Here is a 25,458-nt window from a genome sequence, read left to right as displayed (position 1 = left end):
ACGCTGTGGCGTGTGAAGAGGAAGCAGGCGGCCGCCGAGCAGCCGACGCTGGACGCCGTCGCGGAGACGGCGCTCGCCGTCATCGACGAGGACGGGCCCGCCGGGCTCAGTTTCCGCGCCGTCGCCACGCGCCTCGGCGTCTCGCACGCCACGGTCTTCCGGCGCTGCGGCGACTTCGACGGGCTGCTGAGCGCCTGCGCCGACCACGTCGCCGCGTCACTGGCCCTGGTGCCCCTGGAGGGCGACTGGGCCGTCGCGACGGAAACCCGCTTCACCGGCCTGTACCGCCTGCTCACCCGGCACCCGGGACTGGTGGCGCTGCGCGCCGGCCGTTCCTGGCTGGGCCCGCAGATGCTGGGCCGGCTCGTCGAGCCGCAGATGGCCCACAGCGTCGCCGCCGGCATGGACGCCGGGACGGCCATCCGCGTCTACCGCCGGCTCTACCTGCTCACGCTCGGCGCCGTCGCCTTCGGCGACCAGCGCGACGAGAAGAAGGTCGTCGCCTCAGCCCGCACGGCCCTGGCCGCGCTCGACCCCGAGGACTTCCCCACGCTGACCGGTGCGATGAACGTCGTCCTCCCCGCCCTGGTCGACCACGAGGTCTACTACGAGGCGCTGCGGGCCCTCATCCACGCCGCCGGCGCCGAGCACCTACCGGCCGGGCACCGCTGACGGCACGCGGCCGTGGGCCGAGGTGCCGGGTCACGATCGTGCGCAGCCCTTCCACCTCCGGTCCGCCGCCCACGCCCCACTTCGGCAGCAGGCTCAAGCTGCCGAAGAGCCGCGGCGTCTCGACGTAGTGGGTGAGCGACGTCCAGGGCACCTTGAACTCGGTGAGGGCGGAGGCGGTGCGGATGCCGTCGTCGTCCACGGTGATGGTGCATTCGCCCTGGGACCGGGCGTACGCGGTCGCCTTCCGCAGTTGGCGCCGCAGGTCGAACACTCCGGCCACGAGCCAGGTCAGCGTTCCCAGGCCGCCGGCGGCGGTCAGACCGGCGATGTCGGCCGCATCGGAGGGAACACCCGCAGTCCGGCGATCACCGCGACCATGGCCGCGGCGAAGAACAGCGGGCCACGCCAGAGCTCGAGGCGGCACCTCTGCGCGCCGAGCAGCTCGGCGATGTCGTCCTTGCCCGGCAGCCAGGTGAACTCGACGGCTCGTACGCCGTCGTCGGCTTGCCCGGCCTCGCCGGAGTCCGTCGTGTGCATGTCGTTCGTCACCGCGGCATTCCACCGCCCGGGGGGCGGAGGGCGCCAGTGCCGTGACCCCCTGTCGGACAGGACGTCAGGCGGCGCGCGTCAGGTCCGACGGATCGGTGTTGGCCCCGCAGACGATGACGGCGACGCGCTCGCCGGGGGCGGGCCGGTGGGCGCCGCACGTGAGGGCGGCGAGGGCGGTCGCGGCGCCGTGCTCGACGGCGAGGCGGCGGTGGTCCCACAGCGTACGGCGGGCCGCGACGATCGCCTCGTCGGGGACGAGGACGGAGCGCACGCCGTCCTTCAGCGCCCACTCCAGGGCCGTGCGGGAGGCCCGGCGCGCGCCCAGGGAGTCCGCCGCGACGGAGTGGACGGGTACGTCCACCACCTCGCCGGCCGCGACGGCCGCGTGCAGCGCGCACGACCCCTCGGGCTCCACCGCCACCACCCGCACCCCGTGCTCCAGCGCGGAGGCCGCGACCCCGGCGAACAGTCCGCCGCCCCCGACCGCGACGACCACCGTGTCCAGGCCGGGGAGCGCCGCGACGATCTCCTCCATCAAGGTCGCCGCCCCGGCCGCAATGAGCGGATGGTCGTAGGCGTGGGACTCCAGCGCGCCGCTCTCGGCGGCGTACTTCTGCGAGGCCTCCAGGGCCTCGGCGTACTCGCTGCCGACTTGGCGCACCTCCGCGCCAAGGTCGCGCAGCTTCCCGACCTTGACCGCGGGCGCCGTCTCGGGGACGAAGACCGTGGCGGGGACGCCGTGCCGGGCCGCGGCCCAGGCACACGCCAGGCCTGCGTTGCCCCCGGAGGCGATGACCACGCCGGCCTCGGGCATGGCGTCCCGCTCGACGTGGCTGCGGACGAAGTTGAACGCACCGCGCGCCTTGAACGACCCCGTGTGCTGCATGAACTCCAGTGCCAGCACGCCCTGTACGGCGGCGCCGAACGCCCCCTGGTCCACCGGGGCGAGCGTGACGGGGCGGATGTGCCCGGAGATGCGGGCGGCTGCGGCCCGTACGTCGGCGTGGGTGATGGTCACGGTTCTCTCCGGGCGGGTGATGGAGTCGTCGTCCGGAGAAACAGTGTAACAACCACTGTTCCGGAAGATCGGGCCGCCGGCCGGACGATCAGCGGAGGACGAGCGGGTGCTCACCGGCCGGCACCAGCTCCCCGATGACCGGGGCACCGGGCACCTCCCCGGCCACCAGCAGGCCGCCGGAGGTCTGGGCGTCCGCCAGCAGCAACCGGGTCACCTCGTCGGCGCCGCCGAAGTCGGTGTGCGGGGCGACCCAGTCCAGGTTGCGGCGCGTGCCGCCGCTGACGTAGCCGTCCGTCGCGGCTTCCCGGGCGCCGTCGAGGTACGGGACCCCCGAGGCGTGGATCACGGCGCTCACCCCGGAGGCGCGGGCGAGCTTGTACAGGTGGCCCAGGAGCCCGAAGCCGGTCACGTCGGTCGCGCACACCGCGCCCGCCGCCAGTGCCTGCTCGGCGGCGTCGCGGTTGAGCGTGGTCATGGTCCGCACGGCCTGCGGGAAGACCTCGCCGGTCGTCTTGTGGCGGTTGTTGAGGACGCCCAGTCCCAGGGGCTTGGTCAGCGACAGCGGCACGCCGGGCCGGCCGGCGTCGTTGCGCAGCAGGTGGTCCGGGTCGGCGGTGCCGGTGACGGCCATGCCGTACTTCGGTTCCGGGTCGTCGACGCTGTGGCCGCCGCCCACGGCGCAGCCCGCCTCGGCCGCGACGTCCAGCCCCCCGCGCAGCACCTCCCGGGCCAGCTCCAGCGGCAGGACGTCCCGCGGCCAGCACAGGAGGTTGACGGCCACCAGCGGGGTGCCGCCCATGGCGTAGACGTCGGAAAGGGCGTTGGCGGCGGCGATCCGCCCCCAGTCGTACGGATCGTCGACCACCGGGGTGAAGAAGTCGGCGGTGGTCACCACCGCCCGCCCGCCGGATCCGCCGGGCAACCGGACGACGGCGGCGTCGTCGCCGGTGTCCAAGCCGACGAGCAGGTCGTCCCCGAGGGCGCCCGCCATGCCCCCGGGGGTCAGCCCCGCCACCATCTGCTCCAGTTCCCCCGGGGGGATCTTGCAGGCGCAGCCGCCGCCGTGGGCGTACTGCGTCAGCCGCACGCTGTCCTGCCGGACGCCGGTTTGCGTCATGGCTGTGGTGGTCCTTCCGCCGTGTGGCGCGTTGACTTGGGTGGGGGCCGGAGGTTCGATGGGCGTCCGGCCCGGCAGGGAGACGTCAGGGTGCCTGGTGGCCCTCCCGGTCTTCAAAACCGAGGTGTCCGAGCAACTCGGGCAGGCGGGTTCGATTCCCGTCCGTCTCCGCCGGCCGGTCCGCCGTCTCCGTGTCTCACCGCGCATCGCTCCCCTCCTCCGCGTCGGGGGACCCCGCGCAGCGCCGCAGCGCACCGTCCAGCCGGATGGTGCAGCCCTGCCGGTCCAGGTGCTCCAGCAGGGGGATGACGACGCGGCGGGTGGTGTCCAGGGCCCGGCGCGCCTCGCTCGCGGTGAACGGCTGCTCCAGCCCGGCCAGTACGGCCGCCGCCCGCGCGTCCGCGCCCGGCAGCAGCACGATGCCCTCGCCGATCCTCAGCAGCGCGCCCGCCGATTCGGCCGCCGCCAGGAGTTTCGGGGTCAGCCCGAGCCGCTCCAGCCGTTCGGCCTCCGGCGCGCGGAACGGCGTACGTGCCAGATCGGCGCGCACCGCCTCGACGGCGGCCTGGGCCGCGGGTGGCAGCGTCGGGCGCGCGTGGCTCCCGTACAGCCTGCCGTCGCCGTGCCGCAGGCCCGCTACGGCCGAGGCGAGTGCCTCCACCAGGGAACGGTCCGGCAGGCCGAGCGCCTGGCGGGCTGCCTCCAAGGGCATGCCCGGCTCCAACGGGTGACCTACGGCATGCTCCTCGACCGTCTCCCGCAGCCGCTCATGCAGCGCCGCCCAGTGCTCCGGGTCCGCCAGCCAGTCGCCCGCCACCGGGTCGCCCGGTGCCGGGACCCCCATGGCGAGCAGTTCCGCGCGCCGGACCAGGCCACGGCGGCGCAGTTCCGCCGGCCCGTCCGCGACCCCGGCGAAGGACCGGAGTTCGGCGGCCCGCGCCGCCGCCGCGCCGCGGCGGGTCAGGCGGGGCGGACGGACGTCGAGGACGGTGAGCCCCGCGGGGATGCGGTGCCGCCCCGGGTCACGCAACAGTGCCGTGTCGGCGACCCGTAGGGGCAGCGCCGTCGCCAGCCGCAGGCGCGCACTGTCCTTACCGAGCGGACGGACCGTCACCGGCACGGCGGCCGAGCCGGCGTGCAGCATGAGCTCGCGGGGCAGGTCGCCGGAGGGGTCACCGCGCAGCCGCACGTCGACGAGGTCGGTGGTCAGCCAGCGGTCCGGGGTGAGGAGCGCGTCCCCGCGCCGCAGGTCGCCCGCCGCGGGCCCGGTGACGTTCACCGCCACCCGGGCGACGGCGCCCACCTCCTGCCGCGGCTCCTTCAGGGACTCCAGGCCCCGCACGCGCAACGGCCTTCCGTCACGGGCGAGATGGAGGTGGTCGCCGACCCGGACGGTGCCCGCCGCGAGCGTGCCGGTGACGACCGTGCCGCGGCCCCGCACGGTGAACGCGCGGTCGACCCACAGCCGTACGTCCGCCGCCGGATCGGGGGCGGGCAGCCCGCGCGCCAGCCGGACCAGGGTCGCCCGCAGTGCGTCGAGGCCCGCGCCGGTGACGGGGCTGACGGCCACGCACTCCACGTCGCCGAGCGAGGACTCCGCGATGCGGGCCACGGCCTCCTTGCGTGCCGCGTCGGGATCGGCGAGGTCGCAGCGGGAGACGGCCAGGACACCGTGCCGCACGCCGAGGGCGTCCAGGACGGCGAGGTGCTCCTCGGACTGCGGCTGCCAGCCCTGGTCGGCGGCGACCACGAAGAGCACCGCGGGAACCGGGCCGACACCGGCCAGCATGTTGCCCACCAGGCGCTCGTGGCCGGGCACGTCCACGAAGGCCACGTCCCCCGCGCCGGGGATCCGCGTCCACACGAACCCGAGGTCCAGCGTCATGCCGCGCCGGCGCTCCTCCGCCCAGCGGTCGGGCTCCATCCCGGTCAGGGCCCGCAGCAGCGCGGACTTGCCGTGGTCGACGTGGCCCGCGGTGGCGACGACGTGCACGTCAGCCCCCCGTCCCCGGCAGGATGCCGGCCCGGCGCACGGCCACCGCCAGCTCCTCGTCCGCCTCCTCCGGCACCGCCCGCAGATCGAGCAGGCACCGGCCCTCCTCCACGCGGGCCACCACGGCGGGATCGGCCCGTCGCAGCAGGACCGCGTACGCGGCGGGCAGCGACACGGCGGCGCTGGGCAGGGTGACGCCGGGCGCACCGCCACCGCCGACGACCGCCTGCGTCTCGCACGCGTGGCTGTCGAACCCGTCGGCGCGCAGCCCGGCGGCGAGGCGTCCGGCGCGGTCCCGCAGCCGCGCGGGGTCGGCGTGCAGCGCCGTCCGGGTCGGGGTGGCGGGGCCGCGGACGGTCGCCTCCAGGGCCGCCAGGGTCAGCTTGTCCACGCGCAGCGCACGGGCCAGCGGGTGACGGGCGAGCCTGCGCACCAGGTCGGCGCGGCCCAGCACGAGGCCGCACTGCGGTCCGCCCAGCAACTTGTCGCCGCTGGCGGTGACCAGACAGGCCCCCGCGCGCAGCCAGCTCGTCGCGTCGGGTTCGTCCGGCAGCACCGGATCGGGCACCAGCAGCCCGGAACCGATGTCGGCCACCACGGGCACGCCGAGCCGCGCCAGTTCCGCGACGGGCACGTCCCGCGTGAAGCCGGTGATGCGGAAGTTGGAGGGGTGCACCTTCAGGACGAACCCGGTGTCCGGTCCCACGGCCGCGGCGTAGTCCTCCGGCGCGGACCGATTGGTCGTCCCCACCTCGCGCAGCCGGGCGCCCGTGGAGACCAGCAGGTCGGGCAGCCGGAAGCCGTCCCCGATCTCCACCAGCTCACCGCGGCTGACGACGATCTCCCGGCCCTGTGCGAGCGCCGTGGCCGCCAGCACCAGCGCCGCGGCGCCGTTGTTGACCACATGGGCCGCCTCGGCGGCGGGTACCTGCCGCAGCAGCGCCTCCAGCGCCGAACGCCCCCTGCGGGAGCGCGCGCCGGTGGCGAGGTCCAGCTCCACGTCCGTCGTCCCGGAGGCGGCCAGCACCGCGTCGCGGGCCGCCTCCGACAGCGGGGCACGACCGAGGTTCGTGTGCAGCAGCACGCCGGTGGCGTTGAGCACCGGACGCAGCCCGGCGGCGGTCGCCGGGAGCGCCGCGACGGCCCGCTCGGCGAGTTCGTCGACGGGGACCTCCCCTGACCGCGCCCGCTCCTGCACCCCGGCCACCACGTCCTTGACCACGGTCCGCCCGAGCCGCTCCGCGGCCGCGGCGAGCCGGGGGTCGGCGAGCAGCGTGTCCGTGCGTGGCACCCGGCGGCGCGCGTCGGCGGGCGGGGAGGGAGCGGTGGAGGTCGGGTCGCGGTCCATCAGCAGCACCTTCGCTCTGGCCTGGCTGCGGCCAAGGGTACGGCGGCGGTGGCCGCGGAGCGCTCCCGCCACACCGGCGCGCAGCCCGGTGCCGCGGGATGCTGTGGTCCGGGGCTTGCGGTTGCCGCAGCGGCAACTTCTACCGTCCTGACGAGGGCCGGAGGGACCGGCCCGAGGAAGCGGTCGTGAGGGAGCGGTGATGGAGTGGCCGATCGCGGAGGTCGCCCGGATGTCCGGCGTGACCGCCCGGACCCTGCGGCACTACGACGAGACGGGTCTGCTGCCGCCGGCCAGGACCGGCGCCGGCGGTCACCGCTACTACGGGCAGGCGCAGCTCCTGCGGCTGCAGCAGATCCTCGTCCTGCGGACGCTGGGGCTCGGCCTGCCCGAGATCGGCCGGGTCCTCGCCCGTCAGGTCGACGAGGTGGACGCGTTGCGCGGGCACCACCGGCGGCTGCTCGCCGAACGGGACCGGCTCGACGCACTCGCCCGCACCGTCTCCCGCACGATCGCCGGACTGGAGAAGTCCAGGAAGGACGGCACACCCATGGACGCCATCAACCGCCCCGACAACCTCTTCGAAGGCGTGCGGCCGGACCAGTACGGCGAGAGCCTGCGCGACTTCCCCGAGCACGCCGAAGCGGTCGCCCGCAGGACCGCCGGCATGAGCGAGGCCGAGATCGACGCCGGGCACCGCGAGCGCACCGCGCAGATGATCCGGCTGGCCGAACTGATGGCCGCGGGCGTCCCGGCCGACGGGGCACCCGCCCAGGCCGAGGCCGACGCCCAGTACCGCGCGCTCACCGCAATGCGCCCCGTCACCGCCGACGAGTACCGGGCGATCGGGCGCGCCTGCGTCGACAACGAGCAGTGGCGCACCGCGTACGAGGCGATCGCGCCTGGCCTCGCGGCCTACCAGCGCGACGTCAACCTGGCCTACGCCGACTCCCGGCTGGGCTGAGCACCCGGGCCCCGGTAGGGGAGGCGTGCCACGCCCGGCGGCCGGGCCGAACCGCGCCGGCTCGCAGGCGGGCGCGGGAACGGCCCGAGGAGGCGTCGTCCGTTCATGGCGCTGCACCACCGGGCACAGCGCCGTCCGCACACGCACCGGTGCCGGGGCCGCGGTGGTGGCGGCACCGGGGCACGGGCCAGTGCGGTGAGCGCGCCGCCCAGTGTGACGCACGCGGATGCCGTCCGCAGTCCGTCTCCGTCACGGGCCCGCTCGCGGGTCGATGGCCGGGAGGCAGCGATCTCGGCCGCCGTACCGACCACGTCGAGCCGCAGTGCGGCTGCGCCGGGCGAGGTCGGCACGGTCATCGCACCGCCAGGGTGAGGGCGGCCCGCCTCACGTCCCGGCGGGACCGTCGTCGCCCTCGGCGCGTGCCTGGAGGCGTTCGCGCTGGGGCTTCACCACGTAGGCGGGGTCCTTCGTCGAGGTGACGCCCGCCTCGAAGGTGCCGAAGCGCTGCAGCACGCTGCCCGCCATCAGGGCCAGTCCGCCCACGGCGGCGCAGACGCGGCTGCGCCGGGCGAGGGTCAGTGCGGTGAGCGCACCGCCCAGGGTGAGGTACTCGGACGCCTTGCGCAGGCGGTGCGGCCGGCCCGTGGTGTAGGCCTCCGTCACCAGGCCCGGGCGCCGGTCGATCAGGCGGGAGGCGACGACCTCGGCCGCCGCGCCGACCACGCCGAGCCGCCGCGCGGGGCCCGCCTCGGCCACGGGGGCCAGGAGCATGCCCAGGCCCGCGCCGCTCGCCGCCGCCGAGCCGGTGAAGACGAACGGCAGCTCGCGACGGGCGTCGTGCCACGCCGGTACGGCCGTCTGCGACAGGAGCACGGCCGTGTACGAGGCGACGCCCGGCGCGAGCAGGGCCGCCGACAGTCCGGCCGGGCGGGCGGCCGCGCGGAGCAGCTTCCCGGGCAGCGTGGCGCGCACGCCCGCGGGCAGCACCTCGGCCGCGGCCGCCAGGGCGCTGCCCGGCCCGTACGCGACGAGGATCCAGGTGCCCACCGACATGGGCGAACTCGGCTTGGCGACCCGCAGCATGTGGTGGAAGCGCTCCGGCCGCCCGAGGTCCGCGACGAGCAGGTACATGCTCGCGAGCAGGGCACCGAAGCCGCCGACCCGGCCCGCCCGGGCCAGCCCGGGACGCCGCGTCAGGTCCGCGCCCGCCGCGAGCAGCGCGGCGCCGGCCGACAGCCCGCCGGTGAACAGGTACGCGGGGATCTTCCACTCCCACACCGGCGGCTTGAGCACCGGACGCCCGTAGTACGAGCGGAACGTGGCCCGCGGAACCACGGGGCGTTCGCGGCTCCCGTCGTCGTCGCGGCCGCCCCGGCCGCGCCGCACGGCCCGGTCGCCGCTCACCGCCGCCGCCCGCCGAGGAACACCGCGGCCGAGGCCGCGAGCAGCGCCGACGCCGCCACGCCCGCGTGCTTCCACATCGAGGCCAGGTCGCGGGTCGGCACGACCGGGTCCGGCGGGAACCCGTACACCTCCGGGTCGTCGAGCAGCAGGAAGAACGCGCCGTCCCCGCCGACCCCGTCGCCGGGGTCGCGTCCGTACAGCTGGGCCTCGGGCACCCCCGCTTCGTGCAGCGTCTCCAGGCGCCGGTCGGCGCGTTCGCGCAGCTCGTCAAGGGGGCCGTACTGGATGGAGTCGGTGGGGCAGGCCTTGGCGCACGCCGGTTCCATGCCGTCGCGGAGCCGGTCGTAGCACATGGTGCACTTCCAGGCCCGGCCGTCGTCGGGCCGCCGGTCGATGACGCCGTACGGGCAGCCGGACACGCAGTAGCCGCAGCCGTTGCAGATGTCGGGCTGGACGACGACCGTGCCGAACTCGGTGCGGAACAGCGCACCGGTGGGGCACACGTCCAGGCAGCCGGCGTGCGTGCAGTGCTTGCACACGTCCGAGGACATCAGCCAGCGGAACTCGGTACGGGCCTCCGCGCCCGTCCCGGCGCCCGGCAGGTCGAAGGAGGGGAAGCCCAGGTCCACCGGGGCCGTGCCCAGGTCGCCGCCACCGCGCTTCGCGACTTCCAGGGCGTCGGCCACCACCTCCTCCGTCGCCTCCGTTGAGGACGGGCCCACGGGCAGCCCCGCCAGCCCCGCGTCCTGGCGGCCGAGCGGGCGCTGCTGCTCGATGAAGGCCACGTGCCGCCACGAACTCGCGCCGAGCATGCCGGTGTTGTCGAACGACATGCCCAGCAGGTCGATGCCGTCCTCGGGGATGGCGTTCCACTCCTTGCAGGCCACCTCGCACGCCTTGCAGCCGATGCACACGGAGGTGTCGGTGAAGAAGCCCATGCGCGGCGGGTGGTCGCGGTGGCCGGCGTCCTCGGCGGGGTCCGCGAGCGGCCCGTGGAAGCTGTTGTCGTGGGTCATGACGGCTCCTCCGGCGGGTCCGGTTCGAGGTGCGCCCGCTCGGCGCGGCCGCCGGCCGTCGCTATGCGGGTGCCGGTCTCCGGCGTGATCCCGGCGCGGCGGCGGTAGTCCTCGACGTACGCGAGCAGTTCGGGCCCCCGCGGGCGCCGCCCGGGCCGGACGTCGCAGGTCAGCACCTTGCTCTCCTGGATGAACACGTTCGGGTCGGCCACCACGCCGATCAGGTCGTTGACCACGTCGCCCTTGGTGAGCCCGGTCTGGCCCCAGTGGTAGGGCATCCAGACCTGGTGGACGACCCGTCCGTCGACGCGCAGCGGCGCCATCCGGTCGGTCACCATCACGCGCGCGTCGACCGCGGTCCTGCTGGTGACCACATGGGCCCAGTCCAGGTGGCGCAGCCCGCGCTCGGCCGCCAGCTCCGGCGAGACCTCCACGAACAACTCCGGCTGGAGCTCCGCCAGGTAGGGCAGCTGCCGGCTCATCGCGCCCGCCGTGTGGTGCTCGGTCAGCCGTGCCGCGGTGAACACGTACGGGAACACCTCGGAATGCGCCTCGGGCGGAGCCGGGTTGGACGGGTTGTCGGGGCGACCGTAGACCTTGCGCACCGGGTTGCCCTGCTGGCCGTAGAGCAGGTTGCGCATCGGCGACTCGTGCGGCTCGTAGTGCGTGGGCAGCGGGCCGTCCGCGAGCCCGGCCGGGGCGAACAGCCAGCCCTTCCCGTCGCGCATCATGATGAACGGGTCGTCGCCGTCGAGCGCCTCGACGCCCGACGCGCCCTCCGGTGCCCGGTAGTCCGGCGGCTTGTTCCGCTCGAAGTCCGGGGTGTCGTGGCCGGTCCACTCACCCGCCTCCGCGTCCCACCAGACCAGCTTCTTCCGCTCGCTCCAGGGCCGGCCCTGCGGGTCGGCGGAGGCGCGGTTGTACAGCACCCTGCGGTTGAGCGGCCAGGTCCAGCCCCATTCGGCGTCGTACGGGCCCGTCTCGAAGCGGGAGGTCCGGCGCCGGGACTGGTTGGTCTCGTTCGCGTAGACGCCGCTGTAGATCCAGCAGCCGCAGGCGGTGGTGCCGTCGGCCTTCAGGTCGAGGTAGCCGTCGACCGTGCGGCCGGTGCGCAGGTCGATGCCGTTGATGTGGCGCAGCACGTCCGCCGGGGACGGCTCGTCGCCCTCCGTCTCGTAGTCCCAGGCCAGGTCCAGCAGGGGGCGGTCGCGCTCGTCGGTCGAGCCGGCCAGCTTCTCCTTCAGCAGCACGCCCAGTCGGTGGAAGAACCACAGCTCCGAGCGCTGGTCCCCGGAGGGTTCGACGGCCTGGTCGCGCCACTGGAGCATCCGCTGCGTCTGCGTGAAGGTGCCGGCCTTCTCCACGTGCGAGGCGGCGGGGAAGAAGAACACCTCGGTGCGGCACCGCTCGGTGGCGATCTCCCCGGTCTCGATCTCGGGCGCGTCCTTCCAGAACGTGGCGCTCTCGATCATGGTGAGGTCGCGGACGACCAGCCAGTCGAGGTTCGCCATGCCCAGGCGCTGCAGCCGGCCGTGGGCCGAGCCGACCGCGGGGTTCTGCCCGAGCAGGAAGTAGCCGAAGACCTTCCCGCCGTCGACCATGTCCATCACGGTGCGGTAGGTGCCGTGGTCACCGTTGATCCGGGGCAGGTAGTCGAAGCAGTAGTCGTTCTCCGCGGTCGCGGCGTCGCCCCAGTACTCCTTGAGCAGCGAGACCGTGTAGGCGTCGGCGTTGCCCCAGAAGCCCTTCTGCCCACGGCCTCGGATGCCGTCGAGGTACGTGGCCAGGCCCTCGTGGGCGACGTTCGGCATCGGCAGGTAGCCCGGCAGCAGGTTGAACAGCGTGGGCACGTCGGTGGAGCCCTGGATGCTGGCGTGTCCGCGCAGCGCGAAGATCCCGCCGCCCGGGCGGCCGATGTTGCCCAGCAGCAGCTGGACGATCGACCCGGCCCGGATGTACTGGGCGCCCACCGAGTGCTGGGTCCACCCGACGCTGTACACCAGCGCGGTGGTGCGGTCCCGGCCGGAGTTCTCCGTCCAGGCCCGGCACACCTGGAGGAACAGCTCCTGGGGCACGCCGCAGATCCGCTCCACCATCTCGGGGGTGTAGCGGGAGAAGTGCCGCTTGAGCACCTGGAACACGCAGCGCGGGTGCTCCAGCGTGGGGTCGGATGCGATCCGGCCGGTGGCGTGCTCGACGAACGGGCCCTTGGCGCCGTGCTGGTAGGGCTCGCAGGTCTCCTTCGCATGGTGACCCGGCCTGGCCTCCGCCGGGACGCTCGCGTACGTCCAGCTCGACGCGTCGTACGCGGCGGTGTGCGGGTCGTACCCGCTGAACAGCCCGTCCAGGTCCTCGGTGTCCTGGTAGCGCTCGCCCAGCAGGAAGGGCGCGTTGGTGTACGCCTCCACGTACTCCCGGAAGTCGAGGTCGTGCGCGAGGACGTGGTTGATCACGCCGCCGAGGAACGCGATGTCGGTGCCGGCCCGGATGGTGACGTGCTGGTCCGCGTGCGCGCTCGTCCGCGTGAACCGCGGGTCGATGTGGATGACCCTGGCGCCGCGCGCCTTGGCCTCGACGACCCACTGGAACCCGACCGGATGGGCCTCGGCCATGTTGGATCCCATGATGACGATGCAGTCGGAGTTGACCAGGTCCTGCTGGTAGTCGGTGGCGCCGCCACGTCCGAACGAGGCTCCCAGACCGGGAACCGTGGCGGAGTGTCAAATGCGGGCCTGATTCTCGATCTGCAGGGCGCCCAGGGCGGTGAACAACTTCTTGATGAGGTAGTTCTCCTCGTTGTCCAGCGTCGCCCCGCCGAGACTGGCCAGGCCCATGGTGCGGCGCAGCGTCCTGCCGTCCGCGTCCGTGTCCTGCCAGCCCTTGCGCCGTGCGTCGAGCACCCGGTCGGCCACCATGTCCATGGCCGTGTCCAGGTCCAGCTCCTGCCAGGCGGTGCCGTACGGCGGGCGGTAGAGCACCCGCTGCTCCCGCTGGGGCCCGGTGACCAGCTGCTTGCTGGCCGAGCCCTTCGGGCACAGCCGGCCGCGGGAGATCGGGCTGTCGGGGTCGCCCTCGATCTGGACGACCTTCTCGTCCTTGACGTACACCCGCTGCGCGCAGCCCACGGCGCAGTAGGGACACACCGAGCCGGCCACCCGGTCGGCGCTCTCCGTGCGGGCCCCGAGCGTGGCCGAGCGGGCCGACTGCGCGGCCTTCCCCCGGCCCAGCGGGTCCGTCCCGGTGAGCTGCCGGTACACCGGCCATGCCTCGATCCACCGTTTCACGCCCATCCGCGTGCTCCTTCGTGCGGGGGCCGTGCCCTTCATCCGCCTTTTCGACGCTACCGCTCGGGGGGCCGCCCGCAAGTCCGTGGCGGCTCCCGGTTCAGGCGAGGGCGCCGGCGGCCGCGGCGAGCAGCCCGGAAGCACGGTCAACGTCGTCCGCGGTGGTCCAGCGCCCCACCGACAGGCGTACGGCGGCCTGGGCGCGGGCCTCGTCCAGGCCCATCGCGCGCAGCACCGGGGACGCCGTACGACTGCCGCTGTGGCAGGCCGAGCCGGTGGAGGCCGCGAGCCGGGGCACCGAGGCGAGCAGTTCGTGGGCCGGGACGCCGTCGATGCTGACGTTCAGCGTGGTGGGCAGGCGGTGGCGGACGGACCCGTTGAGGTGGACCCGGCCGGGCAGCGCCCGCGTCAGGCCCTGGTGCAGGCGGTCGCGCAACGCCTCGGCCCGCGCGGCCCCGCCGTCGGCGAGTTCGGCGCCGGCCAGGTCGGCGGCGGCCCCCAGCGCCACCGCGAGGGCGACGTTCTCGGTGCCGGCCCGCAGCCCGCCCTCCTGCCCGCCCCCGTACACCAGGGGCTCCAGGCGGATCCCCGGGCGCACGTACAGGGCGGCGACCCCCTTCGGCGCGTACATCTTGTGCCCCACCACCGTCAGCAGGTCCACCCCCATCCCGCGCACGTCCAGCGGGACCTTCCCGGCGGCCTGGGCGGCGTCGCAGTGGAACAGCGCGCCCCGGGCGCGGGCGAGCCGGGCGAGTTCCGCGACGGGCTGCAGGGTGCCGGTCTCGTTGTTGGCGGCCATGACGGAGACCAGCACGGTGCGCCCGGTGAGGGCCGCGGCCAGCGCGGCCGGGTCGACCCGGCCCTCCCCGTCCACCGGCAGGTACGTCACCCGCACCCCGTGCAGCCGCCGCAGTGCGCGGCAGGTCTCCAGCACCGCCGGGTGCTCGGTGACCTGGGTGATCACATGCGGACGGTCGGTACCCGCGGCGAGCACCGCACCGCGCAGGGCGAGGTTGTCCGCCTCGGACCCCGAACCGGTGAACACGATCCCCTCCGCGGTCGCCCCGATGAGCGCCGCGACCTGGCGGCGCGCCCGCGCCAGCGCCGCGGCCGGCTCCGCGGCCCAGGCGTGCCCGCTGGAGGGGTTGCCGAACCCGGTGGTGAGGCAGGGCCCCATGGCCTCCACCACCCTCGGGTCGACGGGCGTGGTGGCGTTGTGGTCCAGGTAGACGCGGTCCCCGCCGAGGCCGGGATGCGGCGGCACCTTCATGGGCGAGGGTCCTTCCGGAGGGGGTGCGGTCAGCCGATCGCCGGCTGACCGCCGTACGCGTCCAGGACGGCGCCGGTGACGTATCCCGCGCGGTCCGAGGCGAGGAAGACGATTGCCTCGACGATCTCGTCGACCTCGGCGACCCGGCCCAGGACGGTGTTCCGCGCGACGGCCGCCAGCGCGTCCTCGCCCATCCCGACGGTTCCGGGGGTGCGGACAGGACCGGAGGCCACGGCGTTCACCCGTACTCCGCGGGCGCCGAACTCGTCGGCCCACACGCGGGTCATGAGCTCCAGCGCCGCCTTGGAGGCCCCGTAGGCGGCGGCCCCACGGGCGGGGACGCTCGCCGCCAGGGTGCTCAGGTTGACGACGGCACCCCGGCCCCGCGCGGCCATGCCGGGCGCGAGGGCCCCGACCAGCAGCAGGGGCGCGCGGGCGTTGACGGCCATGTGGAGGTCGAACATCCCGGCCGTGGTGTCGGCGGCGCCCGCGAACCGGTAGATGCCCGCGTTGTTGACCAGCACGTCCACCGCGCCCGCCGCCTCGGCGAGGCGCAGCACGTCGCCGGGGTCGGACAGGTCGGCGGCGACGAACCGGGCGCGCCCGCCCGCGTCCGCCACCTCCGCGACGACCTCCGCACCGCGCTCCGCGTCCCGCCCGTGGACGACGACCTCGGCTCCCAGTGCCGCCAGCCGCAGCGCGACCCCCCGCCCGATCCCCGCGGTGGCGCCCGTGACGAGGGCGGTGGATCCGGAGAACTCCTGGGTCACGGCTGGCTCCTCGGGGCGGTGAAATGAGTGGCGGACACATACGCTCCGTGTCCGCGCTGGTTGTCTACCTCACGTACCGTCACCCCCGAGGTCGGCTCGCCGCCCGGGCGGCCGTTCGGGGCGGCCGCCGCCGCGGCCCGGTGGTCACCGCGCCGTCGTTCAGCCCTCTCCCTCCAGGACGCCCGCGAAGTGCCGGAACCCGGTCCGTTCCCGGTGGATCGCCCACAGGGTGCGCGCCAGCGCGGCCGGATCGTTCCTCGGATGCCCGGGCGCGATGACCCCGGGGATGATCATCTGCGCGACGTGGATGGCCTCGGCGGCCAGCGTGTCGTGCAGCATCCGCGCGTAGGCGGTCTCGGCCGCGTACGCCACGGAGGTCCCCGCGCGGGCCGGCAGCGGCCGTACCGCACTGCCGCCGTTGACGAAGAGGATCGTGCCCCGGCCCAGGAAACGCATGTCGGGCAGCACCGCGTGGACGGCGGTGACCACGCCGTACAGGGAGAACTCCAGCGGTCCCGCAAAGTCGGCGGGCGTGCTGTCGAGGAGGGGCTTCATGAAGTCCCGGTGCGGCGCCGGACTGTACTGCAGCACCTCGATCGGCCCGAGCGCTGCCGCGGCGGCGTCCAGCGCGGCCCCGAGGGCGACCGGGTCGCGGACGTCGGCGGCGAACCCCCGCGCGGTCACTCCGTCCTTGTCCAGGTCGGCCGCCAGGCAGTCCACGCGGTCCTGGTCGCGGGAGACGAGCGCGACGTCGAAGCCGTCGCAGCCGAACTGGCGTGCCGCGGCGGCGCCCAGACCCTGCCCCGCCCCGACGATGACCATGGTCGTCATGTCAGCGCGGCACGAGCTTGAGCGTCGCGGCGCGCGCGGTCCCGGCCACCATGGGCTCCACGTACTCCGCGCTGTAGTGGCCGTACTTGCCGCGGTAGGCGGCGTCGAGGCGTTCGTTGACGTCCGGGTCGTCGACCTCGACGAAGGTGACGTCCCGCTCGACGCCGCCGGCGGTGATCCGGCCCTCGTGCCGCGCCTGCGCGGCGCGGAACCAGGTGCCGCCGCGCCCACGGTAGGCCCGTACGTACAGGTCGGCGCCGTCGCGGACCACCCAGATGGTGGTCGGCGGGTCCAGCGTGCCGGGGTTACGCCGCGGCGCGATGGCGAGCTCGTCGGCGTGCTCGATGCGGTCCAGTTCGTCCTTCGTCCACGTCGTCATCGGCGCGACTCCTCGGCGGTGGCGGGAACCAGGTCCGTGCGTCCTGCTGCAATGATCGACAATTTCGGCCCCCGCCTGTAGCCGCGTGGGGCCAGACGGGTACCCGACCGGGCGGTTCACTCCACGGGAGGGTCTGCGGTGGCTGCCGGGGCGATTGCCGGGGAGCGTGTAGGGATCGCCAGCGGGAGATGCCGGGAGGGTGTGTGGGGAGGGCCGACGACGAGATCTTCGGTGGCCTGGCCGAGGTGGGCTGGTACGTCCGGCTGCTCCCGGTCGTGGTACTCGTCGGCGGTCTCGTCATGGACTTCCTCACCCCGAGGCAGTACACGAGCGCGTCGTTCTACTCCGTCGCCCCGGTGCTCGCAGCTCCGCTGCTGTCGATGCAGGGCACCATGGTGGTCGGTCTGGCGGCGATCGTCGCGGACGCGGCGATCCTGGCCCACTTCGGCCGGCTGCGGGGGCTGAGCGGGATGAGCGAGCTGCTGACCGTCTCGCTGGTCGCCGTGGTCGCGGTGTTCATCAACCGGCTGCTGGAGGCGCGTGAGGACCGGTTGCGCTCCGCCCGCTCGATCACCGCGGCCGTCCAGCGGGCGGTGCTCCCCGAACCGCCCGCGCGGGTCCGGGACCTGCGGATCGCGGCCCGCTACGAGGCGGCGGAGGCCGAGGCGGAGATCGGCGGGGACCTGTACGCCGTCCAGGACACGCCGTACGGGCTGCGCTGCATCGTCGGGGACGTACGGGGCAAAGGCCTGGACGCCGTGGAGGCGGCGACGCTGGTCCTCGGCAGCTTCCGGATGGCGGCCGACGAGCAGGCGACCCTGGCGGACGTGGCGGGGCACATGATGCGGGCCCTGTGGCGGGAGTTGGGCCGGCGCGAGGAGGGCGAGCAACTGGAGTGGTTCGCCACCGCGGTCCTGGTCGAGTTCCCGCAGCGCGGCGACCACGTCCGGTTGGTGAACCTCGGTCACCCGGCACCGCTGCTGCTGCGGCGCGGAAAGGTGCGCGCCGCCGAGCCCGCGCAGTACGGGCTGCTGCTGGTGGAGGGCCTGGGGGAAGGGGAGGCCGTGGTGGACACGGTGCCGTTCCCGCCGGGTTCGACCTTGCTGCTGTGCACGGACGGCGTCACCGAGGCCCGCGACGCCAAGGGGCGCTTCTACGACCCGCTGGCGCGGCTGGCCGGGGTGGAGCGCGGCGGGCCGGCCGAGTTGCTGGAGGCGCTGCTCGACGACGTGCACCGGCACGCGGGCGGTCCGACCGACGACGACATGGCGCTCCTCGCGGTGGCGCGCGACAGCTGAGGCGGCGCCCGCCCGGCCCTCGCGCGGTCCGTCGCCCACCGGGCGAGTCGCCGACCGCCTCGGCCCCGCCCGTGTGGGGGCCGTGTGGTTCGCCATGGCCGCTGTCGGCATCTGCCTGCTGGGCGTCCACATGCGTCGGCGGTCACCTTCGTCGTGGCCGGCGGCTCCACGACGGAGAACCGCGCCGCAGCTCTGGGCCGGCCCGCCGGACAGGCCGCTTCGCCACGGTCATGATCGGCCTCACCGGCCTCACCGGCCTCACCGGCCTGCGCGGCCCGCGTCCCACCTCCCGGAACCCCACCGACCAGCCGCTGTCCGCCACCGGCTGACCGCGCGGGCACGGCGCCGCGGGACGCCTCCCTTGTGCGGTCCCGCGGCGCCGCGGCCAGGCCCGTGAAATGCGGTGGAGCCGGACGGAGCCCGCTGCTTAAGGTCGGCGGATGAGCACACGCACCTTCCGCGTCACCGTCCGCGGCGCCTTCGACGGACTCACCGCCGAGCAGCGCGCCGAACTCCTCGCCCGCGCACCGGAACACGACGTCCTGCACGCCGCCTTCACCCCCGGGGGCCACCTCAGCTACGACATCGCGGCACGCCCCGCCTTCACCTTCCGCTTCGTGGACTCCGGCGAGGCGGAGGAGGACATCCTCGACGCGACCGAACGCGCGGAGGAGGCGGCCAGGGTCTGGCTGGACGAGCGCGGCTACGGCTACAAGAACCTCAGGTCCCAGGCCGAGGACCTCTCCCAGGCGCCGCTGGGCAAGCGGCAGCGCCGCGCCGCGGCGCAAGGGCACGCCTGACGTCCCGACCCCGCCCCGCCCCGCGCCCACGGCGCTGTCAACCAGCGTTGACAGCGCCGTGTCTGTCAACGTAAATTGACAGACATGACCGAGGCAACCGATCTCGCCGAGCGGGCGGGCGACCGCGACCCGAGGGTCGGGCTGCGGGCCGTCGCCGCGCTGCGGCGGCTGCTGGAGCAGCTGGAGACCGTACAAGTCAGGAGCGCGCGGGCGCAGGGGTGGTCGTGGCAGGAGATCGCCCACGAACTCGGCGTCAGCAGGCAGGCCGTGCACAAGAAGTACGGGAGGCATTGAGGATGTTCGAGAGGTTCACCAAGAGCGCGCGCGAGGTCGTCGAGGGCGCGGTCGGGCACGCCGAACGGGCGGGCGACCCGACGATCGGCGAGGAGCACCTGCTGCTGTCGCTGCTCGACCTGGAGGGCACCCGGGCCTCCGCCGCCCTGGCCGCGCTCGGCGTCGACCGGCGCCGCGAGGCGCTGGAGGAGGCGCTGGGGGAGACCCGGCGGCGCGGCGGGGTCTCACGGGCCGACGCCGAGGCGCTCGCCGGGCTCGGCATCGACGTCGCCGCGATCGTCGCCCGCGTGGAGGACGCCCACGGCACCGGTGCGCTCGCCGCCCGCCGCGGGCCCCGGCGGTGGCGGCCCGCGGGACGACGCCCCTTCACCCGCGGGGCCAAGGGCGTCCTGGAGCGCTCCCTGCGCTCCGCCGTGGCCCGGGGCGACCGTCACATCGGCGACGAGCACGTCCTGCTCGCCCTCACCATCGGCCCCGGCGTGGTCGCGGACGTCCTCGCCGAGCACGGGGCGTCGTGGGCCGACGTCGAGCGTGTGCTCGCGACGGACGGCCAGGGCCGGGCCGAGGCGAGCTGAACGCCCGCTCCCGGCGGGCAAATCGGTTGAGCGGCCGACGGCGACCGTGCTAACCCTTTCGGGTTCCACGACGTCGATCATGCCGACCCGAAGGAGGCCGCCCCCATGGTGCCCGGACGACTGGTGAAGTTGCGCCCGATGGAGCCCGCGGACGCCGAGGCGCTGTGGCGCTGGAACCACGACCCCGAGGTCATGCGCTGGATGGACGACGACTACGCCCAGCCCCTCGCACAGGTGAGGAAGCGCATGGAGGAGCGGCCCCGCAACGCCTACGGCGACGTGCTCTACGGGATCGAGGTGCCGCAGGACGGCCGGCTGATCGGCCTGGTGCGGCTGCGCGACGCCGAACCCGAGACCGGATGCGCCGAACTCGACATCTACCTCGGTGAGAAGGAGTACTGGGGCCGCGGCTACGCCACCGACGCCATGCGCACGATGTGCCGCTACGGCTTCGAGAAGATGCGCCTGCACAAGATCTCGCTCACCGTCGTGCCCGAGAACGAGGCGGCGCACCACGTCTACCGGAAGGTCGGCTTCGTCGAGGAGGGCCGGCTGCGGCAGGTCTTCCGGCGCGACGGCCGGTGGTACGACATGTTCACCATGGGCCTCCTCGAGGGCGAACTCCTCGACTGAGCCGCGGGGCCGCCACGGTGGGACGCCCCGGCACGCTGATCGCGCACGGCGTGCGCTTGACGTAGCCTGGGGCGTCCATCAGCAGTGATCCGCAGACGGCACAGGGGGCCGGCGTGACGACAGCAGCATGTCCCGATCTCGAGCAGGCCCCGGCCGACGTCGCGGCCGCGCCGCCGGTCGACGGCTGCGCCGACTGCCTGGCCGCCGGACACCACGACTGGGTCCACCTGCGGCTGTGCCTCACCTGCGGCCACATCGGATGCTGTGACAGCTCGCCGGGCCGGCACGCCACCGCGCACCACGAGGCCACCGGCCACCCCGTGATCCGCTCCTACCAGCCCGGCGAGAACTGGCGCTGGTGCTACGTCCACGAGTCGATGGGCTGAGGCCCTTGCCCACCGCTACTCGCGCTGCAGCGCCGCCTCCTCCAGGTCCAGTTCGCGCATGACGCGGCGCAGCACCTCGTCGTCGATGAGCCGTTCGTCGCGGAAGCGCACGAACTCCTGCCGTTCGGCGTCCAGCATCGCGCGGCGCAACCGCCGGTAGGCCACGCTCGGCGGCTCGGCGCCCCCGCCGGTCGGGCCGCCCAGCCGTTCCCAGGCGGCGTTGCGGCGGGCCTCCGCGGTCTGCCGCAGGGTCTCCAGCACGGCCTGGTGGGAGCGCTTGTCCCCGCCCAGCTCCTCCAGGCGCGCCAGTGCCGCCCGGGCGGCACTGTGCTGCGCGCTCGCCTCGGCCAGGGCGTCCTCGTACGCCTCCTTGTTGCAGATGCCGAGCCGCCGGATGAGCGGGGGCAGCGTCATCCCGTGCAGCAGCAGCGTGGCGACCGTGACGAAGAAGGTCAGGAACAGGATCTCGTCGCGCCCGGGGAACGGCGCGCCGCTGTCGGTGGTCTCCGGCACCGCGAAGGCCGCGGCCAGCGAGACCACGCCGCGCATGCCCGCCCAGGAGAGCACCACCGGGTACTGCCACGGGGGGTACGGGTCGCGTGCCCGGATCCGCGGGAACACCAGCCGTGGCAGGTAGGTCGCGGGGTAGACCCACACGACGCGCGCCAGGACGGTCACCGCCGTCAGCGCGGCACCGGCCGCGACCAGCCGCCCCACGCCCGTGTCGACCGTGTCGACGATGCCCCGCACCTGGAGGCCGATCAGGGCGAAGACGAGGGCCTCCAGCACCGTGTCCAGGGCGCTCCACACCGCGTACACCTGCAGCCGGGAGGTCGCCTCCGTGTCGGGGGACCGGTGTCCCAGGTAGAGGCCGGCCACGACCACGGCCAGCACTCCCGAGGTGTGCGCCTCCTCGCCGACGAGGTAGGCGAGGAACGGCACGAGCAGTCCGAGCGCGCTGGCCAGGTCCCCGGGCAGGAACCGGTGCCCGATGCGGGCCAGCCAGCCGATCGCCAGACCGATCAGCGAGCCCCCGACGGCCGCCATCAGGAAGACCCCGACGCCCTGCAGCAGGGTGTAGCCGGCGCCGGCCACGGACGCGATGGCCACGCGGTAGGCCGTCAGCGCGGTGGCGTCGTTCACCAGGCTCTCGCCGCCGAGCACGGTCAGCAGCCGGCGCGGCAGCCCCAGCCGGCGTCCGATGGAGGTCGCCGCGACCGCGTCGGGCGGCGACAGCACCGCGCCGAGCACCAGCGCCGAGCCCAGCGGCAGTCCCGGCACCAGCCAGAACGCGGCGTAGCCGATCGCGACCGTGGTGAACAGCACCAGCCCCACGGCCAGCAGCCCGATGGGGCGCAGGTTCTCCCGGAAGCGCAGGTAGGAACTCTCCCGTGCCGAGGAGTACAGCAGCGGGGGCAGGACCAGCACCATCACCAGCTCGGGCTCGATGGCGTACGCGGGGATGCCCGGCACGAAGGACGCGCACAGGCCGACGGCGACCAGCAGCAGCGGGGGAGACACCCCCAGACGCCGGGCGACGGCGGTGACCAGCACCGCACCGACCATGAGCGCGACGAGCGCCAGCCCCTCCACGGACGTCTCCTCCACCCCTGTGGCGGCACGCGCCGCACGTGTGGCTCGACTGTACTGGTGCGCACCGGTGACGCGGCCGGGTCTCAGCCCTCGGTGGTGGCGGCTCCCGGCACGGCGCCGGGGAGGCCGATGAACATCGTCCGGTGCAGTGCCTGGACGTGTTCCTGGGCGACCGCGGCGGCCGCCGCGCGGTCGCCCTGCCGCAGGGCGCGGACCAGGGCCCGGTGCTCGGCGTTGGAGGCGCGCAGCGCGTCGAGCGGGTAGGGCAGGTAGTACCGGTAGAGCTCGCGGACGACGGCGGCGTACGGGACGACGACCGACGGTGTCCCGGTGGCGGAGGCGACGGCGAGGTGGAACTCCTCGTCATGGCGGTGGAACTCGGCCCAGCTGGTCACCGCGTCCATGAGGTCGACCAGCCGCTCCAGTTCGCGCAGCGCGGAGTCGTCGGCGTGGCCGGCGGCGAGATGGGCGATGCCGCACTCCAGGACCAGCCGGTGGTCGATCAGCCGGCGCACCGCGTCGGTGTCGGAGCGGTAGCTGCCGACGGCGCTGACCGAACCCTTCGCCGGTTGCCGGGCGACCAGTGTGCCGCCGTTGCGGCCGCGGCGGCGCTCCAGCAGCCCGTCGTCGCACAGGGCCACCAGGGCCCGGCGCACCGTGATCTCCCCGACGTCCAGCGCCGCGGCGATCTCGCCGGCGGCGGGCAACCGCTCCCCGGGGGCGAGCAGGCCCAGGTCGATGGCCATGGCTATCCGGGCGCGGACGGTGTCCAGCGCGGACAGGCGGCGGATGCCGCCGAGGGCCGGGGTGCTCAGGGGCGGGCCGGCGGCTGCCGTGACCTGGCCGGTCCGGTTCTCCGTGTCGGGCATGGGACCGACTGTAGTACCGGAAAACATCTCACCTTGAGCACTCTTGTTTATCTGATCAGAATGCTCTAATTTCCTCAGCACTCGAACGAAGCAGGTGCACCATGTCCCGACCCCTTCCCGTGACCCTCGCCCAGGCCGGGCCCCGCCCCGCCGGGGAACCCGTGTCCGGCTTCGCGGAAGAGGCGGGGACCCTGCTCGCGCGCTTCCCGCAGACCCGGCTGCTGGCCTTCCCCGAACTGCACCTGTTCGGCGCGGACGGCGGGCCGCAGGACACCGAGCGGCTCCTGCGCGATGCCGCGCAGCCGCTGGACGGACACCTCGTACGGGAGCTCGGCGAGATCGCCGGGGACCTGGGCGTGTGGCTGCTGCCCGGCAGCATCTGCGAACGCGGCCCGGAGGGCGAGCTGTTCAACACCGCGCTCGCCTTCTCGCCCGAGGGGCGGCTCGTCGCGCACTACCGCAAGGTCTTCCCCTGGCGGCCCCGCGAGCCCTACACCCCGGGCGACCGGTTCGTGGTCTTCGACATCCCCGAGGCCGGCCGCGTCGGATTCTCCATCTGCTACGACGCGTGGTTCCCCGAGGTCGCCCGGCACCTGGCCTGGATGGGCGCCGAGGTCATCGTCAACCCGGTCATGACCACGACCGGCGACCGCGCCCAGGAACTCGTCCTGGCCCGTGCCAACGCCATCACCAACCAGGTCTACGTGGTCAGCGTCAACACCGCCGGCCCGCTCGGCACCGGCCGCAGCCTCGTCGTCGACCCCGAGGGACGCGTCCGCACCGAGGCGCCCGACAGCGCCGCCACCGTCCTCACCGACGTCCTGGACCTGGACGACGTGACCCGCGTCCGCACCTACGGCACGGCCGGCCTCAACCGCATGTGGTCCCAGTTCACCGACACCGACCGCCCCCTCGAACTCCCGCTGTACGACGGGCGCATAGACCCTCGCAGCTGGCGCCCCGCCCGCCGCGGCTGACCCTCCCCGGAGCCCCACGATGACCGACCACGCCGCGCGCGCCGCAACCACCCCCGCGCTGTCCCGCACCCTCGGACTCAGAGCCGTCGTCTCCTTCGGCCTGGCCTACATGACCCCGCTGATCGTTCTCGGCACCTTCGGCGTCGTCGCGGAGAAGACCGGCGGCGCGGTCCCCACCGCGTACGCCCTGGCACTCGTCGCCATGCTCTTCACCGCCTACAGCTACGGGAAGATGGCCGCCGAGCACCCCGTCGCCGGCTCCGCCTACACCTACGTACGGCGCTCCATCGACGGACGGGCCGGCTTCCTCGTCGGCTGGGCCACGCTCCTGGACTACTTCTTCCTGCCCATGGTCATCTGGCTGATCGGCGGCGCCTACCTGCAGGCGCAGTGGCCCGGCGTGCCGATGTGGGTGTGGATCCTCGCCTTCATCCTCACCACCACCGCGCTCAACCTGCTCGGCATCCAGGCCGCGGACCGGGCCAACTCCCTGCTGATGGCGTTCCAGATCCTCGTCATCGTCATCTTCGCGCTGCTCTCGCTGCGGCACGTCTTCCACATCGAGGGCGCCGGCGGCCTGTTCAGCACCGGGCCGTTCCACAACGACGCCACCACGCTGGCCGGGATCTCCGGCGGCGCGGCCATCGCGGCGTACTCCTTCCTCGGCTTCGACGCCGTCACCACGCTCACCGAGGAGACCGTCGAGCCCCGCAGGACCATGCCCCGCGCGATCCTGCTCACCGCCCTGATCGGCGGCGGCATCTTCGTCGCGCTCGCCTACACCACCCAGCTCGCCCACCCCGGCAGCCGGTTCGACGACCCGAGCTCGGCCGCCTTCGAGATCGCCAGGACCATCGGCGGCGACCTCTTCTCCTCCGTCTTCCTCGCCGGACTCGTCGTCGCCCAGTTCGCCTCCGGCGTCGCCGCCCAGGCCAGCACCTCCCGCCTGCTGTACGCCATGGGCCGCGACGACGTCCTGCCGCGCAAGGTGTTCGGCTACCTCCACCCCCGCCACCTGACGCCGGCCCTCAACATCCTCCTGACCGGCGTGGTCGGGCTGATCGCCCTCCGCCTGGACGTCGCCACCTCCACCTCCTTCATCAACTTCGGCGCCTTCACCGCCTTCACCTTCGTCAACCTCAGCGTGATCGCGACGTACCTGCGCAAGCGCCGCGCGGGCGAGCACGCGGGCGTGTTCGCCTACGTCGTCGTCCCCGCCGTCGGCGCCCTGATCGACCTCTGGCTCCTGCTCCACCTCGACGGCAAGGCCCTCACCCTCGGCGTCATCTGGCTCGCCCTCGGCGTCGCCTACCTCGCCTACCTGACCCGCGGCTTCCGCAGGCCGCCGCCGGAGCTCACCTTCGACGAGCAGCACGGCACCGCGAAGGCCGTCTGACGTCCCGGCGGTCCCGCTGTCGGTG

Annotated in this window: 25 protein-coding genes and 1 tRNA gene; 11 read left to right on the top strand and 15 right to left on the bottom strand. The window is 74.3% G+C overall.

What is annotated here, in order from left to right; translation table 11 throughout:
• Window positions 1-12 precede the first annotated feature (12 nt).
• The gene (locus PV350_RS05530; RefSeq protein ID WP_499509314.1) at window positions 13-672 is read left to right on the top strand and encodes a TetR/AcrR family transcriptional regulator; all 660 of its coding nucleotides are present in this window, start codon (window positions 13-15) and stop codon (window positions 670-672) included.
• Here PV350_RS05530 and PV350_RS05525 read toward each other — a convergent pair.
• The 4 genes from PV350_RS05525 to selD form a co-directional block, all read right to left on the bottom strand.
• Window positions 626-952: a YcxB family protein gene (locus PV350_RS05525; protein ID WP_500333038.1), complete on the bottom strand. Its 327-nt coding sequence runs from the start codon at window positions 950-952 to the stop codon at window positions 626-628. The two genes, PV350_RS05530 and PV350_RS05525, sit on opposite strands and share 47 nt — an antisense overlap.
• 35 nt (window positions 953-987) lie before the next feature.
• Window positions 988-1,221 (bottom strand): hypothetical protein, encoded by a 234-nt coding sequence (locus tag PV350_RS05520; RefSeq protein WP_499509312.1) that lies wholly within the window; start codon window positions 1,219-1,221, stop codon window positions 988-990.
• A 64-nt stretch (window positions 1,222-1,285) separates the two neighbouring features.
• Window positions 1,286-2,239, bottom strand: a complete 954-nt coding sequence (locus tag PV350_RS05515) for a threonine/serine dehydratase (RefSeq protein WP_499509311.1) — start codon at window positions 2,237-2,239, stop codon at window positions 1,286-1,288.
• Between the two features lie 88 nt (window positions 2,240-2,327).
• Window positions 2,328-3,356: a selenide, water dikinase SelD gene (selD, locus tag PV350_RS05510; protein WP_500333037.1), complete on the bottom strand. Its 1,029-nt coding sequence runs from the start codon at window positions 3,354-3,356 to the stop codon at window positions 2,328-2,330.
• A gap of 78 nt (window positions 3,357-3,434) precedes the next feature.
• On the opposite strand from selD, the gene PV350_RS05505 reads away from it, so the two are divergent.
• Window positions 3,435-3,527, top strand: a tRNA-Sec gene (locus PV350_RS05505).
• Between the two features lie 25 nt (window positions 3,528-3,552).
• Here the strand turns inward: PV350_RS05505 and selB are convergent.
• Both selB and selA read right to left on the bottom strand, forming a co-directional pair.
• On the bottom strand, window positions 3,553-5,349 hold the full coding sequence (selB, locus tag PV350_RS05500) for a selenocysteine-specific translation elongation factor (protein WP_499509309.1): 1,797 nt from the start codon (window positions 5,347-5,349) through the stop codon (window positions 3,553-3,555).
• A gap of 1 nt (window position 5,350) precedes the next feature.
• Complete coding sequence (gene selA, locus PV350_RS05495; protein WP_500333036.1) at window positions 5,351-6,697, bottom strand: L-seryl-tRNA(Sec) selenium transferase; 1,347 nt, start codon at window positions 6,695-6,697, stop codon at window positions 5,351-5,353.
• Window positions 6,698-6,896: 199 nt separating this feature from the next.
• On the opposite strand from selA, the gene PV350_RS05490 reads away from it, so the two are divergent.
• Complete coding sequence (locus tag PV350_RS05490) at window positions 6,897-7,658, top strand: MerR family transcriptional regulator (RefSeq protein WP_499509307.1); 762 nt, start codon at window positions 6,897-6,899, stop codon at window positions 7,656-7,658.
• 384 nt (window positions 7,659-8,042) lie between these two features.
• Here the strand turns inward: PV350_RS05490 and nrfD are convergent, their stop codons facing one another.
• From nrfD to PV350_RS05455, 7 genes are all read right to left on the bottom strand, one after another.
• Complete coding sequence (gene nrfD, locus PV350_RS05485) at window positions 8,043-9,062, bottom strand: NrfD/PsrC family molybdoenzyme membrane anchor subunit (protein ID WP_499509306.1); 1,020 nt, start codon at window positions 9,060-9,062, stop codon at window positions 8,043-8,045.
• The gene (locus PV350_RS05480) at window positions 9,059-10,078 is read right to left on the bottom strand and encodes a 4Fe-4S dicluster domain-containing protein (protein ID WP_499509305.1); all 1,020 of its coding nucleotides are present in this window, start codon (window positions 10,076-10,078) and stop codon (window positions 9,059-9,061) included. Before PV350_RS05480 ends, nrfD begins: the two co-directional genes overlap by 4 nt.
• A complete protein-coding gene (gene fdh / locus PV350_RS05475) occupies window positions 10,075-13,368 on the bottom strand; it encodes a formate dehydrogenase (protein WP_500333035.1) in 3,294 nt (1,097 codons plus the stop codon). The genes PV350_RS05480 and fdh overlap by 4 nt, the downstream gene beginning before the upstream one ends.
• A gap of 94 nt (window positions 13,369-13,462) precedes the next feature.
• Window positions 13,463-14,632: a cysteine desulfurase family protein gene (locus PV350_RS05470; protein WP_500333034.1), complete on the bottom strand. Its 1,170-nt coding sequence runs from the start codon at window positions 14,630-14,632 to the stop codon at window positions 13,463-13,465.
• A 29-nt stretch (window positions 14,633-14,661) separates the two neighbouring features.
• Window positions 14,662-15,402 (bottom strand): SDR family NAD(P)-dependent oxidoreductase, encoded by a 741-nt coding sequence (locus tag PV350_RS05465; RefSeq protein WP_500333033.1) that lies wholly within the window; start codon window positions 15,400-15,402, stop codon window positions 14,662-14,664.
• 159 nt (window positions 15,403-15,561) lie between these two features.
• Entirely contained in the window at window positions 15,562-16,233 is a 672-nt protein-coding gene (locus PV350_RS05460; RefSeq protein ID WP_500333032.1) for an SDR family NAD(P)-dependent oxidoreductase, read from the bottom strand.
• 1 nt (window position 16,234) lies between these two features.
• The gene (locus tag PV350_RS05455) at window positions 16,235-16,612 is read right to left on the bottom strand and encodes a DUF2255 family protein (RefSeq protein WP_500333031.1); all 378 of its coding nucleotides are present in this window, start codon (window positions 16,610-16,612) and stop codon (window positions 16,235-16,237) included.
• 203 nt (window positions 16,613-16,815) lie between these two features.
• On the opposite strand from PV350_RS05455, the gene PV350_RS05450 reads away from it, so the two are divergent.
• The 6 genes from PV350_RS05450 (at window position 16,816) to PV350_RS05425 (ending at window position 20,598) form a co-directional block, all read left to right on the top strand.
• Window positions 16,816-17,910 carry a PP2C family protein-serine/threonine phosphatase gene (locus tag PV350_RS05450; RefSeq protein ID WP_500333030.1) on the top strand — a complete coding sequence of 365 codons (1,095 nt, stop codon included), beginning with the start codon at window positions 16,816-16,818 and terminating at the stop codon, window positions 17,908-17,910.
• A gap of 440 nt (window positions 17,911-18,350) precedes the next feature.
• A complete protein-coding gene (locus PV350_RS05445; protein WP_500333029.1) occupies window positions 18,351-18,710 on the top strand; it encodes a DUF6204 family protein in 360 nt (119 codons plus the stop codon).
• Window positions 18,711-18,794: 84 nt separating this feature from the next.
• Complete coding sequence (locus PV350_RS05440) at window positions 18,795-19,004, top strand: HTH domain-containing protein (RefSeq protein WP_018557908.1); 210 nt, start codon at window positions 18,795-18,797, stop codon at window positions 19,002-19,004.
• 2 nt (window positions 19,005-19,006) lie between these two features.
• A complete protein-coding gene (locus PV350_RS05435; RefSeq protein WP_499509296.1) occupies window positions 19,007-19,579 on the top strand; it encodes a Clp protease N-terminal domain-containing protein in 573 nt (190 codons plus the stop codon).
• 105 nt (window positions 19,580-19,684) lie between these two features.
• Window positions 19,685-20,212, top strand: a complete 528-nt coding sequence (locus PV350_RS05430) for a GNAT family N-acetyltransferase (RefSeq protein ID WP_499509295.1) — start codon at window positions 19,685-19,687, stop codon at window positions 20,210-20,212.
• 113 nt (window positions 20,213-20,325) lie between these two features.
• The gene (locus tag PV350_RS05425; protein WP_500333028.1) at window positions 20,326-20,598 is read left to right on the top strand and encodes a UBP-type zinc finger domain-containing protein; all 273 of its coding nucleotides are present in this window, start codon (window positions 20,326-20,328) and stop codon (window positions 20,596-20,598) included.
• A gap of 15 nt (window positions 20,599-20,613) precedes the next feature.
• On the opposite strand, the gene PV350_RS05420 is transcribed toward PV350_RS05425, so the two are convergent.
• Together PV350_RS05420 and PV350_RS05415 are read right to left on the bottom strand one after the other, a co-directional pair.
• A complete protein-coding gene (locus tag PV350_RS05420) occupies window positions 20,614-22,191 on the bottom strand; it encodes a Na+/H+ antiporter (RefSeq protein WP_499509293.1) in 1,578 nt (525 codons plus the stop codon).
• Between the two features lie 83 nt (window positions 22,192-22,274).
• Entirely contained in the window at window positions 22,275-23,060 is a 786-nt protein-coding gene (locus tag PV350_RS05415) for a FadR/GntR family transcriptional regulator (protein WP_499509292.1), read from the bottom strand.
• Window positions 23,061-23,161: 101 nt separating this feature from the next.
• Here PV350_RS05415 and PV350_RS05410 point away from each other — a divergent pair, with 101 nt between their 5' ends.
• Window positions 23,162-24,037: a carbon-nitrogen hydrolase family protein gene (locus tag PV350_RS05410; protein WP_500333027.1), complete on the top strand. Its 876-nt coding sequence runs from the start codon at window positions 23,162-23,164 to the stop codon at window positions 24,035-24,037.
• Window positions 24,038-24,056: 19 nt separating this feature from the next.
• The gene (locus PV350_RS05405) at window positions 24,057-25,433 is read left to right on the top strand and encodes an APC family permease (protein WP_500333026.1); all 1,377 of its coding nucleotides are present in this window, start codon (window positions 24,057-24,059) and stop codon (window positions 25,431-25,433) included.
• Window positions 25,434-25,458 lie beyond the last annotated feature (25 nt).

This window comes from Streptomyces sp. PA03-6a (genome assembly GCF_033792765.1).
Lineage (GTDB): Bacteria > Actinomycetota > Actinomycetes > Streptomycetales > Streptomycetaceae > Actinacidiphila.
The sequence above is the reverse complement of the archived record's forward strand: the minus strand, read 5'-3'. Positions and strand labels throughout refer to the sequence as shown.

Excerpts from the sequence above, each read along its gene's own strand:
- selD (WP_500333037.1), bottom strand. The coding sequence starts at position 3,356 with ATGACGCAAACCGGCGTCCGGCAGGACAGCGTGCGGCTGACGCAGTAC.
- selA (WP_500333036.1), bottom strand. The coding sequence starts at position 6,697 with ATGGACCGCGACCCGACCTCCACCGCTCCCTCCCCGCCCGCCGACGCG.
- PV350_RS05490 (WP_499509307.1), top strand. The coding sequence starts at position 6,897 with ATGGAGTGGCCGATCGCGGAGGTCGCCCGGATGTCCGGCGTGACCGCC.
- PV350_RS05480 (WP_499509305.1), bottom strand. The coding sequence starts at position 10,078 with ATGACCCACGACAACAGCTTCCACGGGCCGCTCGCGGACCCCGCCGAG.
- PV350_RS05470 (WP_500333034.1), bottom strand. The coding sequence starts at position 14,632 with ATGAAGGTGCCGCCGCATCCCGGCCTCGGCGGGGACCGCGTCTACCTG.
- PV350_RS05460 (WP_500333032.1), bottom strand. The coding sequence starts at position 16,233 with ATGACGACCATGGTCATCGTCGGGGCGGGGCAGGGTCTGGGCGCCGCC.
- PV350_RS05455 (WP_500333031.1), bottom strand. The coding sequence starts at position 16,612 with ATGACGACGTGGACGAAGGACGAACTGGACCGCATCGAGCACGCCGAC.
- PV350_RS05445 (WP_500333029.1), top strand. The coding sequence starts at position 18,351 with ATGAGCACACGCACCTTCCGCGTCACCGTCCGCGGCGCCTTCGACGGA.
- PV350_RS05440 (WP_018557908.1), top strand. The coding sequence starts at position 18,795 with ATGACCGAGGCAACCGATCTCGCCGAGCGGGCGGGCGACCGCGACCCG.
- PV350_RS05435 (WP_499509296.1), top strand. The coding sequence starts at position 19,007 with ATGTTCGAGAGGTTCACCAAGAGCGCGCGCGAGGTCGTCGAGGGCGCG.
- PV350_RS05430 (WP_499509295.1), top strand. The coding sequence starts at position 19,685 with ATGGTGCCCGGACGACTGGTGAAGTTGCGCCCGATGGAGCCCGCGGAC.
- PV350_RS05415 (WP_499509292.1), bottom strand. The coding sequence starts at position 23,060 with ATGCCCGACACGGAGAACCGGACCGGCCAGGTCACGGCAGCCGCCGGC.
- PV350_RS05410 (WP_500333027.1), top strand. The coding sequence starts at position 23,162 with ATGTCCCGACCCCTTCCCGTGACCCTCGCCCAGGCCGGGCCCCGCCCC.
- PV350_RS05405 (WP_500333026.1), top strand. The coding sequence starts at position 24,057 with ATGACCGACCACGCCGCGCGCGCCGCAACCACCCCCGCGCTGTCCCGC.